General features: G+C 58.3%; 11 protein-coding genes. 4 read left to right on the forward strand and 7 right to left on the reverse strand.

Translation table 11 applies throughout. The features are described 5' to 3' along the window. Window positions 1-424: 424 nt before the first annotated feature. Together PA598K_RS09580 and PA598K_RS09585 are read left to right on the forward strand one after the other, a co-directional pair. Complete coding sequence (locus tag PA598K_RS09580; protein WP_128656737.1) at window positions 425-1,981, forward strand: S-layer homology domain-containing protein; 1,557 nt, start codon at window positions 425-427, stop codon at window positions 1,979-1,981. Between the two features lie 23 nt (window positions 1,982-2,004). Then, on the forward strand, window positions 2,005-4,563 hold the full coding sequence (locus PA598K_RS09585; RefSeq protein WP_185601776.1) for a hypothetical protein: 2,559 nt from the start codon (window positions 2,005-2,007) through the stop codon (window positions 4,561-4,563). Between the two features lie 99 nt (window positions 4,564-4,662). Here the strand turns inward: PA598K_RS09585 and PA598K_RS09590 are convergent, their stop codons facing one another. Then, window positions 4,663-5,376 (reverse strand): GntR family transcriptional regulator, encoded by a 714-nt coding sequence (locus PA598K_RS09590; RefSeq protein ID WP_128656739.1) that lies wholly within the window; start codon window positions 5,374-5,376, stop codon window positions 4,663-4,665. Between the two features lie 153 nt (window positions 5,377-5,529). Here PA598K_RS09590 and PA598K_RS09595 point away from each other — a divergent pair, with 153 nt between their 5' ends. Both PA598K_RS09595 and PA598K_RS09600 read left to right on the forward strand, forming a co-directional pair. After that, window positions 5,530-6,516 carry an N-acetylglucosamine kinase gene (locus tag PA598K_RS09595; protein ID WP_185601778.1) on the forward strand — a complete coding sequence of 329 codons (987 nt, stop codon included), beginning with the start codon at window positions 5,530-5,532 and terminating at the stop codon, window positions 6,514-6,516. Beyond that, the gene (locus tag PA598K_RS09600) at window positions 6,509-7,843 is read left to right on the forward strand and encodes a 6-phospho-beta-glucosidase (protein ID WP_128656741.1); all 1,335 of its coding nucleotides are present in this window, start codon (window positions 6,509-6,511) and stop codon (window positions 7,841-7,843) included. Before PA598K_RS09595 ends, PA598K_RS09600 begins: the two co-directional genes overlap by 8 nt. Before the next feature lie 406 nt (window positions 7,844-8,249). Here PA598K_RS09600 and PA598K_RS09605 read toward each other — a convergent pair whose 3' ends face one another. From PA598K_RS09605 to PA598K_RS37285, 6 genes are all read right to left on the reverse strand, one after another. Further along, window positions 8,250-9,407 (reverse strand): copper amine oxidase N-terminal domain-containing protein, encoded by a 1,158-nt coding sequence (locus PA598K_RS09605; RefSeq protein WP_128656742.1) that lies wholly within the window; start codon window positions 9,405-9,407, stop codon window positions 8,250-8,252. A gap of 185 nt (window positions 9,408-9,592) precedes the next feature. Further along, complete coding sequence (locus PA598K_RS09610) at window positions 9,593-10,489, reverse strand: AraC family transcriptional regulator (protein WP_128656743.1); 897 nt, start codon at window positions 10,487-10,489, stop codon at window positions 9,593-9,595. A 103-nt stretch (window positions 10,490-10,592) separates the two neighbouring features. Further along, on the reverse strand, window positions 10,593-11,036 hold the full coding sequence (locus tag PA598K_RS09615) for an SMI1/KNR4 family protein (protein ID WP_128656744.1): 444 nt from the start codon (window positions 11,034-11,036) through the stop codon (window positions 10,593-10,595). Window positions 11,037-11,076: 40 nt separating this feature from the next. Beyond that, entirely contained in the window at window positions 11,077-12,378 is a 1,302-nt protein-coding gene (locus PA598K_RS09620) for a DUF1963 domain-containing protein (protein WP_128656745.1), read from the reverse strand. Then, a complete protein-coding gene (locus tag PA598K_RS09625; protein WP_128656746.1) occupies window positions 12,375-12,920 on the reverse strand; it encodes a helix-turn-helix transcriptional regulator in 546 nt (181 codons plus the stop codon). The genes PA598K_RS09620 and PA598K_RS09625 overlap by 4 nt, the downstream gene beginning before the upstream one ends. A gap of 120 nt (window positions 12,921-13,040) precedes the next feature. Next, window positions 13,041-13,253: hypothetical protein (locus PA598K_RS37285; RefSeq protein ID WP_221414115.1), on the reverse strand; the 213-nt coding region annotated here is incomplete at its 5' end.

Here is a 13,253-nt window from a genome sequence, read left to right on the forward strand (position 1 = left end):
TCCTTGTTTGTATGGTGCCGTTACCTGCCAGACCACCCGATGCATGCTGCTGTGCAGCGCCCCCCTGCGAAATTGTCATTTTGCGGACATGCCCACCGTGGCCTATCGACCTTTTACATAACAACTGTCCACTTGTAGTAACAATTTAACTCTATATTAGGACGTTTCTTCATGATGTGTCAATGTATTTTTTCGATGATAGCGTAATCATCATTTTATCATGGCAAGAAACCTTCCCTAGACTATAAAATGTCTCTAAATCCCTTCTGCATATATTATAGAATCGATGGAAAAAGTTCACATTATGCTTCCACGTCAAAATAAATTGATTGACAATTTGTCATTAATAAAAATAGAATGAACCTATATGTTACTACAAATCGGGTGACATAGGACGATTGTTGACAATAAGGGAGGCGTAAACATGTTCATGCAATGGAGGCGCATGGCCGCTCCGCTATCCGCGGTTATGCTGCTAGGCGCGTTGTACTCTGCAGGATCGGCGTCAGCCGCTGGACCCGAGGCAGAGAAGCTGCCGGAGTGGGCAGCTGCGGAGATGACGTACTGGCAGTCCGCAGGACTGCTGCAAGGCAATGAGAAGGGCGAACTGCTACCCGCGCAACAGGTAACCCGGGCCGAGCTAGCCGCCATGCTCGATCGGATCTTCCAATTCAACGCACGCAGCGAGGCAAGCTTCACCGACGTACCGGCTAATGCCTGGTATGCGGACAACGTCAGCAAGGCTGCCGCAGCAGGTATCATCAAAGGAACCGGCGACGGTCGCTTCCAGCCGCAGAGCATCGTGACCCGCCAGGAAGCGGCGACGATGGCGGCGCGCGCCTTCCATGTATCGCAGGAGAGCGCGTCTGCTGCCCCGTTCGCTGACGATGCGCAGGTCGGCGCGTGGGCCCGCGAGTCGGTGTACGCCCTGAAGGCCGCCGGCTATGCGCAGGGCAATCCTGCCGGCCAATTCCAGCCACTCCAGGCGCTGACACGGGCCGAAGCCGTCAAGCTGCTGCACAACATTATGGGCGGACTGATCCATGACGCGAGCGAGCATCGCGAGGTCAACGGCCGCAACCTGGTCGTCAACACGGCTGGCGGCTCGCTGCTCGGCGCCGATCTGTCCGGCAGCCTGTACCTCGCGCCAGGCCTCGGCGAAGGGGACTTCGCCATCGGACAATCGACCATCGCTGGCACGGTCTATGTGCAAGGCGGCGGCGTCCACACCATCACCATCACAGACAGCACGATCGGCCAACTGGTGATCGACCGCGCAGACGGACCTGTGCGCGTCGTCATCGAGGGCGACTCCGCCATCGACGCGATCCTTATCCAGTCAGAGGATGCGCAGCTCGAGCTCGGCGAGGGCGTCTCGGTCGATCAGTGGGAGCTCGATGCCAGCTCGGTACTGGTCAATGGCAAAGCGAAGACGAGCGACACGATCGGCAAGCCAGAAGAGCAAGAGCCAGAAAAAGAAAGCGAGTCTGGATCGAACAACGGTGGCGGCTACTATGGAGGCGGCACTGTCGTCACGCCAGAGACGCCGAAGACCACTGCTCTCTATACGTATGAGCAAGCGCAGAGCCAGCTCGCGAATACCGGCGCCGAAGCGCTGGTCAAGCAATACCTGACCTTCCTGGCCGACCCGACGTACACGCCTGCCTTGGCCAGCCCGAAAGCCCCGATGCCTGATCTGGTCAATGCGAAAACCTTCGTCGACTACCAATTCACGGTCAAGCCGTCGATCTTCCCGTCGATGCGGGACATTAACAGCTCCGTCCTCAATGCCGCGCGGACGACGCTATGGCTAGGCACCGATGAAGGCGTCACTAAGGTCGACCTGGCCACCAATACGATGACCCCGTACACGACAGCCGAGAAGCAGCTGGTCGATAATCGGGTGCTGCTGCTCATCGACGATGGCGCAACCGGCGTCTACGTCATCACCGAGACTGGCGTCTCGCATATCTACCACTAATGGAGAGGGGATTGGGCATGTCTATGATGAAGAAAAATCGCATCGCGCTCACCGTCACGCTGGCCGCTTCCATGCTGTTTACGATGCCGGTATCGTCGGTATTCGCCGCGAAGCTGCCATCCGCCAGCTACGACACGATGCAGCTGCATGCAGTGCCGACCAAGCAAGTCACCTATTACAAGGCGGGCGTCGCCAGCCTGCCGCAGATTCAGTGGATCGAGAGCGTACAGGACCTGGCGTTCCTGCCCGTCCAGACGATCGGCGATGTCACCGCATCGCTGCGCGACAGCTCCGGCGTCTACTGGATCGGTACCGAGAACGGGCTGCAGCGCGTCAACTTCGCCGAGCAGGATGCGCGTGACATCGTACAATACTTCGCCGGCCCGCGCTACCTGTACGGCGGCGACGACCATGTGACCGGGATCGCCAGCGACGGCGCCGACGGCATCTGGGTGCGGACAGCCAGCGGGGTCACCCATATCGCGATGCCCAAGCAGACGATGCAGCAGAAGACCGAGACCTACGAACGGATCGTCCGTGATGTGCACGACCGCCGGGGTATGGTCTCCTCCTCCAGCTTCAGCTTCGCCGATCCCACCGCCGAAGCCGGCGTCGTGAACTACAACTCGCCGAAAGGCATTTTCTCCTCCGTCCCTGCCACCTCGGACAATGACGGCCTGTGGACCGCGATGTATGCGATGGGCGAGATCTTCCGCTACAAGTCGCTGCAGGAGCAGTATGGTCCCAATCCGGATGAAGCGCAGACCGCTGAGATCCAGAAAGCCAAGAATGCCGCCGTGCGGGCGACCAAAGCGGTGCTGGTGCTCAGCTATGTATCCGGCCGCGGCAACGGCTTCCCGTCGCGCTCCTATATGCTGACGAGCGAGTATGGAGCACAGACCAAGGACGAGACCATCTACAGCTTCCAAAATCAAAGCGGCTTCTGGTTCCAGAACATCGTAGGCGAGGATGCAGTCAATCCCAACGGCATCATCCCGAGCCTGAAAAAAGAAGGCGTCGAGCCGATCGGATACTCGATCGCCCGCGTGACAAAGGATGCGCAAAACAAAAAAGGCTCCCGTCTGTTCCCTAGCGGCGGCACCGATGTGATGAACTACAACGGTCTGGGCCTCAGCCAGGAAGCGATCGACGCGCTTAATGAATCGCGTCCCGACGGCCAGAAGCTCGGCATCGACATCAAAACGATCGTCGAGGTCGTCGATGGTCAGCCGGTATACCAGGTGCTGCCCGTCATCACCGCTGCTACTAACAACGCCAATGCCGCCGAGGACAAAACAACCGGCATCAACAACAAGCCGCTGTTCCAGCTGACGGCGCCGGTGTACGAGCAGATCCCGACGTTCTTTAATGAGCTGTTCCCTGAGTCAGTTATCAAGAACGGCAAGATCGATATGAACCAGATCGTCTACAAGGCCGATACGTCCTCTGATGAAGTGGACGGCCACTATGCGCTGTTCTTCACGGCTTACAAGTATCTGGTCGGCGACTCGCAGGATCAGGACATGCTGGAGATGAAGGGATATATCGAAGAGGTCACGCATCGCATGACGGAGCTGATCATGAAGGACAATCACTACTACATCGAGGACGCGACAGGCAAGTCGACGCAATGGTCGCGCTGGTCGGCGAAATACTTTAACGACAGTCTGCAGGTGATGGAGCAGCAGCTGGAGTGGGCGCACAAGGTTGGTGTCGATGCCAATGGCGACGATGCGCTGTCCTACGGCTACGAGGACGGACCGCTGAAGGCGTTGGAGATTATGGCGATCCTCAAGGCCGCGCTCTACATCACAGCCGGATCGCATCCCGAGACGCAGCAGAAGTATCAGGAGGCGTATGACCTGGCCTTCGCCAGCAGCTACAGCAAGGAAGAGCCTTTCATCAACGGCAAGGGTTACATCAACATGGCGCTGGAGTATATCGACCGCAGGCTCGTCCGTCAGGCCACCAATGCGTACAACGACAACGACAATACCGTCGTTACCCGCGACAGCCTGAAAGAGCCGAGCACCAACGCCAATGCGACGATCCACAACGACTGGACGCAATATATCAACTACTCGGATGAGGAGCTGGCCTGGTTCCCGACATACATCCTCATCCTGCTGGAGCAAGATCCGGTGCGGCATCAGCAGATCGTCAACGTATTCGACCAATGGTACACCAACGAGGTTCGGGAGAACAATCCGTTCTATACGTTCCTGTATCAGCTCGCCCACCCGAACAAGAAGGACATCGATATCGCCTCGGCTGTGCGTTACCTGTACCGCTCGTACGAATACATGATCGAATTCAATGTGCAGTGGAACCGTCAGGATGTGCTGTATATCGAGCCTGGGGATCGGGACGAGTCCAATAAGATTCCGAACAAACAGACCAACTATGCGCTCACCCCTGATGAGCGGAGAACGATCAAGCATAACAGCAACCCGTTCGAGTCGCGCAGTCAGACGACAGGCGCCAATCCGGGGTACAACTACAATACCGGCTCCATGGAAGCCGGCACGGTCTTCACCCTGCCGTATTGGCTGGGCCGTTACTTCGAGATTATTAAGGAGTAGCGCGAGCTGCTCGGGCCGGCAATAACGCTCCGATCTATGACTGAGGAGAGGGATACCCCTCTCCTCGCCTTATCGTCTGTTCCGTTAGGGCGCGCTCTGCTAGAAATGTCTCTCGATGGTGTAGCTGGGGTAATCGCCCCGGAACACCCCGAAGCTGTATTCGATCGGCGTCTGATCGGCGAGATACGTAATGGTCCGCACCTGCAGACAAGGCGCGCCCTCCTTGACGCCGAGCAGCTTGCGCTCCTGCTTGTCCGCAAGGATCGGCTTGAGCTGCTCGACGGAGCGATGGATCTTATGCCCGTACCGGCTCTCCAGGAAGGCGAAGAGCGAGCCTTCCTTGTAGTCGTTGACGAGGCCGGGCGCCAGGCTCCAGGGGATAAACGTGCGCTCGTACAGAAGCGGCTCGCCGTCGGCGAAGCGCAGACGCATGAGCTGGTTGACCGGAGCCTGCGGCGGGATGCCCAGATGCTCCTGCAGCGGGTACTCTGCGGGCACGACCTTCGCTTCGAGGATCTGGCTCGCAGGCTCCTGACCGTTCATCAGCACGTCCTCCGTGAAGCTGCGCGACTGGATGAGCTGCAGCTCCTTGCGCTTGACGAAGGTGCCTTTGCCTTGCAGCCGTTCCACGAGGCCCTGCACCTCCAGCTCGCTCAGCGCCATGCGGATCGTCGTCCGGCTGGCATTAAAGATTTTGCCGAGATCGGCTTCGGTCGGCAGCCGCTGCCCGACTTCATAGACGCCCGCTTGAATTTGCTTGAGCAATTGTTCTTTAATGGTGAAGTACAATGAATTATGGCTACGTTTTGTCATGACAACATGCTCCTAAATGTGAGTTTGTTGTATTATATTACGACAAGTTTTGAAAATAAACAACCAACGATACAAATTGTTAACGTGTGTGTTCAAAAAGATCGGTTTTCAGCACCGAGAAGATTGGAACAACCTCTTAAAGGAGATGAGCATGTGTTCGTAGCAGGAGTTGACGGTGGAGGCAGCAAGACAATCGCAGTCGTGGCGGATGCGCAGGGGCAGGTGCTCGGCAGCGGCCATGCCGGCTGCGGCAACTATCAGATCAACGGCATCGAGGAGGCATCGGCCCATATCCGGCAAGCGTTGCAGTCCGCGCTGGAGCAGGCCGGTCTGGAGGCAAGTCATCTGGCCTTCGTTCAGTACGGGCTGGCTGGTGCGGATCGCCCCCATGACTTCGCTGTGCTGGAGCCGGCGCTCGCCGCACAGCTGCCCCATGTCGCCCATGCGATCACTGGCGACGTCTTCGAGGGCTTGCGGATCGCGACGCCGGACAATACCGGCGTCGTGCTCGTCTGCGGCAGCAATACCAATGCGGCGGGCCGGCGCAAGGATGGCAGGATCGCCGTCGTCGGCGGCGCGGGCACCCTGTTCGGCGACCGGGCCGGCGGCTCTTACCTGGCCGATCAGGCCTTCGGCCGGGCGATCCGGGCCTGGGAGGGTCGAGAGCCGCATACGCAGCTCATCGATCGTATCCCGGCTGCGCTGGGCTTCCCCGGCATGGTCGAGATGCTCGACCGCTATCTCGAGCTCGACCCGCCCACCGCGCCGCTGGAGCTCGCACGCACCGTCCACGCAGCCGCCAGCGACGGCGACGCGCTGGCCGTAGAACTGCTCTTGGACATGGGGCGCGAGCTCGGTCTCGCTGCGACAGCGGTGCTGCGTCGGCTAGGAGAGATGGACGGGCAGCGGGTCCCGGTCGTCCTGACGGGCAGCATCCTGCAACAAGGTCGGCATCCGCTGCTGCTCGGGGCGCTGGAGCGCCAGCTGCACGCCGCATATCCCGAAGCCTATACGGTGATCCCCGCACTGCCGCCGGTATTCGGCGCATTGCTCATGGCGATGGACGAGGCGGGCATTGAGACATCTGAGGCTATGTTAGTACAATTTGAATCCTACCTGGAGGCCATAAGCCATGACTAAGACAAGCTTGAAAATTGCAGTAATCGGCGGCGGTTCCTCCTATACGCCCGAATTGATCGACGGACTGATCCGTTATTATGACGTATTCCCGGTCAGCGAGCTGTACCTCGTCGACATCCCGGAGGGCGCAGAGAAGCTCGGCATCATCGGCGCGCTGGCGCAGCGGATGGTCGAGGCGAGCGGCGTGCCGATGCGCGTCGTCACCACCTTCGACCGGCGCGAGGCGATCGCTGGCGCGGACTTCGTGACCACCCAGATCCGTGTCGGCATGCTCGACGCCCGCTCGCGCGATGAGCGGATCCCGCTGGCCCATCATCTGATCGGCCAGGAGACGACCGGCGCGGGCGGCTTCGCCAAGGCGCTCCGGACGATCCCGGTCATCCTCGACATCTGCCGGGAGATGGAGGAGTTGGCGCCCCAAGCCTTCCTGATCAACTTTACCAATCCGGCGGGCCTGGTCACCGAGGCGGTGCTGAAGTACTCCTCGATCCGCACCGTCGGCCTCTGCAACCTGCCGATCGACACCAAGATGCAGATCGCCGAGCTGTACGAGCGCAAGCCCGAGGAGCTGTTCATCGAGATGGCCGGCATCAACCATCTGAACTGGACGACGCGCGTCGTCATCGACGGCATCGACATGACGGACGACTTCCTGGGGCGGCTCTCGGATAGCAAAGGCTTCTCGATGACGAACATCCCCGATCTCGCCTGGGATCAGGACTTCATCCGCTCTCTCGGAGCGCTGCCATGCGCTTACCATCGCTACTATTATATGAAGCAGGAGATGCTAGGTGAGCTGGAGCGCAAGCTGGCGGATAAGGGGACGACGCGGGCCGACGATGTGAAGGCGGTCGAGGCGGAGCTGTTCGAGCTGTATAAGCAGCCGGAGCTGAAGCATAAGCCTAAGCAGCTCGAGCAGCGCGGCGGCGCTTATTACTCCGAGGCGGCCGTGCGCCTCATGCGGTCGATCTACAACGACACCGGCGATGTGCAGACGGTTAATGTGCGCAACAACGGCATCCTCTCCTGCCTGCCGGACGATGCGTCGATCGAGGTCAACTGCGTCATCAAGTCCGACGGCCCTCATCCGCTCGCCCTCAGTCGACCGCTGCCATCGCAAATACGGGGACTGCTGCAGGTCGTCAAGGCGTACGAGGAGCTGACCGTCGAGGCCGCCGTCCATGGCGACTACGGCAAGGCGCTGCAGGCGCTGACGATCCACCCGCTCGTCGGCGACGAGCAAGCGGCGCGCGCCGTGCTGGACGATCTGCTCCATGCCAACGCAGCCTACCTGCCGCAGTTCCAGCAGAGCTTGCCGACGGCGTGATTACCCATCATAGTGTGATGAACGACAACAACAACGGCTGCCCTCGCCACGGGGCAGCCGTTGTTGTTGTGATGTACGCAGTCTCAGCCCGCCCCACGCATCGGCGGTGTTGGCGGTGTTGCATAGCACGATCGCTAGATGGCGAACCACATCACCAAGCTTCCTTTCATTTGGACCTGGCAAAGGAACATTCATAACGTTATTTCGCTCAAATCGACGATTTTAGCGGGGTATACGAACATGGGTAACGCTATTCGTGATCCAATCGTCAAATTTGGGGGCCCACGGACAAAATAAGAACACTCATGTTCCTATCACCACTCCAATCGCCTGTTTTTCGCCAAATAACGATACAGAAGTTCCTTTCCTATTAAGCAGCGAGAAAGGCTGTTGTGCGATAGCCCATTCACTGGATGAACTCATGGTGATGACCGGTCAGCTCGATTTGGTACTGTCCTAACGTCTTCAATCGCTCCTCCTTGGTCAGATCGCCATAGCGGTACCACCCGAGCGTCGTGATGCCGTTCGCCCCGATGGACCAATCAAACGCCTTGCCCATGATGTCATAGCCGTAATAGTAGCCGGGCTCGCCCAAATACGTAACCGACCATTTTCCCTCGATGAGCGCTGCCTTTTTGAGATTGCTTGTTTGATCGGGATCAGCGATGCCGTACATATATTGCGTCAAGTAAAAGACCTCGTCTTGGTACGTTTTTACCGACTTAATTGGTGCCTTTTCAATGCCTATCCTTGAGATCGCATCGCCATCCACACGATATAACATAAAGTCCTTCGTAGTATCCCATGCGTGATCGAGATAAAACTGGCTCGTCTCCGTTTTAAACCACAAGTCTCCGATCTTGCTTTCATATTGCGTTGGAATATATTCTTCGTATGCAAAAGGGCGGAAAGAAATATCAAAGCTAGGAGAGAGATGGGTGACAAGCAACTTGCTATTCTCTTTAATGACAGCAAGATAACGGTCGCTATAGACGACGGCTTTTCCTTGGTATAACAGATCCAGCACACGAATGAGATTAAGATTTTCAATTGCTGTGGCGTCACCACCCCGAAGGATAATGAAGCTATTGGCTTGAGAATCTTCCTTTTGTAGATAGATTGCCTTTTTATTTAAAGCCTCGCCAATGTCCCTCAGAGGAATGTACGTGACATGGTTTTGAATCCTTGGCACCACGTCCATATTCTTGGATTGACCGTCGATGGAGATGCTTTTACTCCCCAGCTTCAAGGAAACGGTTTTGCCGTTATATGCAATGTTGATGGATTGATTGCTCGAATTGAAATCGACCTTCGCGCCCAATCCCTCCGATACAAAACGAAGAGGCACGAATGTTCTACCGTCTTGCACAATCGGTTGCACAGCTGACACCTGTTGTCCGTCCACAAATCCAATCGAGCTTTCTGGCGAGAGAATGATGCTGTTCTTCAAATCGGCTGCCGTTACATCCTCATAAAGGTGGGGCAGGCTGTCGGCATGAACGGTATAACCAAAAGCCAAGCAGCATACAACTGCGAATAACACGGATATTCGTCTAGCTTTCATGAGATCCACCTCTCAACAGATTAGAATGCCATATCATCGGGCAGTTGGCGGAAGCTAGAGTATCGACAACGGGCAGCATGCCGCTACTCGAGCAGTTGGCGATGCTGCAGACGGAACGCCCCGCGCAAGGCTATCCGAAAGACGGAATGTCTGCACATCGACATCCGCGAGGCTGAACCCGCAAGCTACACCTTCCGAACCGCAAACCATAGCTCTACGTAGTTCAAGCCGTCCTTGGCGCCGTATACCTCCAGCTCGACGCCGTCCGCCTGCTCATAGCCGGCTGTCGGCAGCCACTCGGTGTAGAAGCGCTTGTACAGCGACTCGATCGTCTCGTCGAACTGCTCCCACGGATGCGGCTCCGACGGGAAGATCGCCCACTGATGCGCAGGGATCGTAGCCCGCGTGTAGCCCTCTGTCTCGCTATCCTCGCTCTCGAAGGCGCACACCATATACGGGAAAGTATCCGGACCGGTCTGCCGGTAGCTGCACACCGCATGCACGGCATGCAGATGCGCCCCGATGCTTGCGGACGCGCTGCCCGCGCGATCCGCCAGCTGCTTCACCTCACCGCTCGCATGACTCTGTGCCCAGAGCTGAGCCGGTGTCTGCGGTGCTTCGCCGCCTCCGTCGACGCGGAATACCCCCTCGATGCCGAATACGTCAAAGCTCATCTTCGATTCCAGTCGATAATTCATTGCCTCTGCCCCTTTGATCGTGATGAGGAAGGACAGGCGGGGATAGGCCTTGAGCGCCGCCCCCGGCTGGCGAGCCATCGCTGGCGCGATCCCGTGCAGGGCGTGGAACGCCCGCGCAAACGAAACCGGCGATTCGTAGCCGTATTTCAACGCGACATCAAGCACGCGAGCCGTGCCGCCCTCCTGCAGCTCCAGCGCCGCGAGCGTCAGCCGCCGCCGCCGGATGTACTCGGCCAGCGTCACGTCGGTGATGAACGGGAACATCCGCTGGAACTGGTACGACGAGCAGCAGGCCCGGCGGGCCGCCTCAGCCAGCTCGATCTGTCCGGTCAGATTCGCCTCGATATAGTCGATCGCCCGGTTCATCCGCTCCAGCCATTCCATGGCCTTCCCTCCTCTCACGTTCCAGTATAGGTGCGGCTGTCTTACGCGAGCGCAACGTTTTGTGCCCGAGAAAGTTGCTAAGAGGCCGCTGGACTTAGACGCCTCACCACGCCATGAAGTTGTCTTCGATGAGCTGCTCGAAGGACTCGGCCAGCTGCCTGTATTCGCCTGTGTCGTGATACAGGATGTGCACATGCCCGTCTGCATCGATGAAGATCGGGTCGCCGGACCCGTCGAGCGAGATGACGTAGCCGCGCTGCAGCGCCTCGGCGAAGGGCACATCCCGGTATTGCTCGCGGAACGACTGTGTAAGTTCGACTACCGTCTCGCGGCCGATACTCGAGCCATTGACGAAGGCATGGACGGCTAGCCCCGCATAGGCTCCTCCGAACATCGCGATAAACTGTACATAATCCGGGTGAAAGGCGACCTGGAGCTCCCGCTCCGCTGCCGCAATCTCCTCTTGGCTCGCAGGCGAGCCCACCAGACTCTGGTTGTCCTCTCGCCACAGGAATTGCTTCAGCTCGTCCATTAAGGCTGCATTCATGCGCTCATCTCCTCTGCTTGTTGTAGTCTATCGCGCTCACTCAGGACTGTTGATACTGAACCGCTGCATGCTGGCAGGGCGAGCAGACAAAAGCATAGTAGATCCCCTCGCTGTCGTCCGCTTGCTCCAGATCGACTTGACCGATAAAGCGCATCGTCTCTGAGCAGCAGGGACAGGCGGGATAATCCGCGTCCTGAACCCAGGTTGGGTGACCGCCGATTTTGGAGGTCGGGGCTTCCAGTAGCCACCATGCCCCGTCATAAGCATCGCGCGGCTGCTCAGATAAGCGCAGCGCATGCCTCGGTATCGCTTCATCCGGCATCGCTGTCGGCAGAGGGTCTGGCGCTATATTGAATTCGCTCCACGCATAACCGCCTGCCCAGTCGAAGCGTGTATACACCGGCGTATAAGCAGCGCAATGCAAGCAAGCTGCGATCCGCAGCCGCTGCCCGGGGAGATCCAGGGGCCGCAGCAACGGTGCTTGCAGCCAATAGTCCAGCAGGACAGATAGCTGACTGCCGCACCATGGGCAGTGATGCTCCCCGGCCTGCAGAGCAGTCGCCGGTGGGGATACCTTATCCGCCTCCTCCAGCTCCGAGCCTGCGATGCGCTCGCTCGGGTCGACCTCGAAGTGATAGCTCTCCGGGTAGAACAGCAGCCGCTTCTGACCGTCTGCGTCCAGCTCCCACCCCGCTTCGCGGGCATACGACTCTGGCGGCACATGGAGCTGGCCGGCCCATGACGGCGGGTGCTGCCGCCACCCGGCGAACAGCCGTACGATCTCCTCGTCGCCGATCCATGCAAGGGCGAGCAGCAGCAGATTGCGACTCGCTGTATCCTCCTCGACTCGGGAGATCAGTGCGTCGCGAATCGCCGGGCTTACTTGCTTGTAGAGCATGCCGGGGTCATATCTCTCCTCCCGATACATCGCCTCCAGCCCCCGCTCGATGCGGGCGCCCGCGAAGCTCACAAGCGACAGTAGGATCAGCTCGGCCTGATCCTCATCCCCTTGCTCCAACTGCTCGATGGCGTAGCTCTCCATCCGTTCTTGCTCCGCTACCGTCAGTTGACGGTAGAGCTGACGCGCGCTCTTCGGGTACGGCACCTCCTGCACCAGAGGATCATAGACGCGCGGCGCATGCATCAGCTTCAAGATCTCAACAGGGTCGCTCACCCCTGCGTAACGGTCGACATCGCGGCGATGCTGCGCAATATAAGCCTTATGCTCCTCGGCCAGCTTCTGCTGATGGCACGGCATACAGACGCCGCCCGTCTTCGCCGCCGTAGCCGGTAGGATCGTAGCCGTGCAATCTGGCGTTTGACAGGGCACACGCTCGCTCATACGATCCTCTCCTTCGGGGGAGGACCGACGAGACATCGAACCTCGATGCCGCGCTCCCCTGTCAACGCTTCCAGCACCTCAATGATGAGGGGCGTATATCGATGACGCAGCCACTCCGCCGAAAAGGCGTTCGGACTGTAGACGAGACAGACGCCATCGTCATAAGTGGCGCTCGTGCCCTTAAGCCAGGTGTCGAAGCTGAGCCCGGACACTCTTCGGCGCAGCGCTTCCAGCGCCTGCGCCCAGAGCGAGGACGACTGCTCAGCGCGCTGATCTGCTGGCCTCGAAGGTGCGGGAGCTGCGAGAGGAGCTGCGACGGGAATCGCGGCAGCCTCTTCATCCAACAGGATCGACTCCATCGATGTATCGAACATCCGACTAAGCTGCAGCAGCACGTCGAGATCCGGCAAGCATTCGCCTTGCTCCCACTTGGAGACGGCTTGGTGGCTGACGCCTACCCGGCCAGCCAGCTCTACCTGTGTCCAGGCTCGTCCTCTGCGCAGGGATAATATGTTACGGCCTACCCGCTGGTTATCCAGCATGAAGAGCGCACCTCCTGTCTATGTTGCTTTGCTCTCCTCATCGTATCACGAAGCGCTGCCAAGCGATATCGAGCCTAAGTTGCAAATATCGAGCCCTTTTCGCAACCTTGGGTTGCAGGGTCATACTAGTAGATTGCTCCCTAATTTAACGCTTTCCATCTCACGCTTTAGCCCTAACAAAAGCCCCTCGGGCCGGATAGAGATAAATGCAAAAGTACGTTTATATTCGGAGAAACGGACTAAAAACAGGTAAATAAATGCAAATGTGCACTTATTCGGATCGAGATTTCCTCCTAACGTGCCGTTCCCCGAAAACAACTGCACTTTTGCATT

The sequence above is a fragment of the Paenibacillus sp. 598K genome, assembly GCF_003851045.1.
In the GTDB taxonomy this organism is placed as follows: domain Bacteria; phylum Bacillota; class Bacilli; order Paenibacillales; family Paenibacillaceae; genus Paenibacillus_D.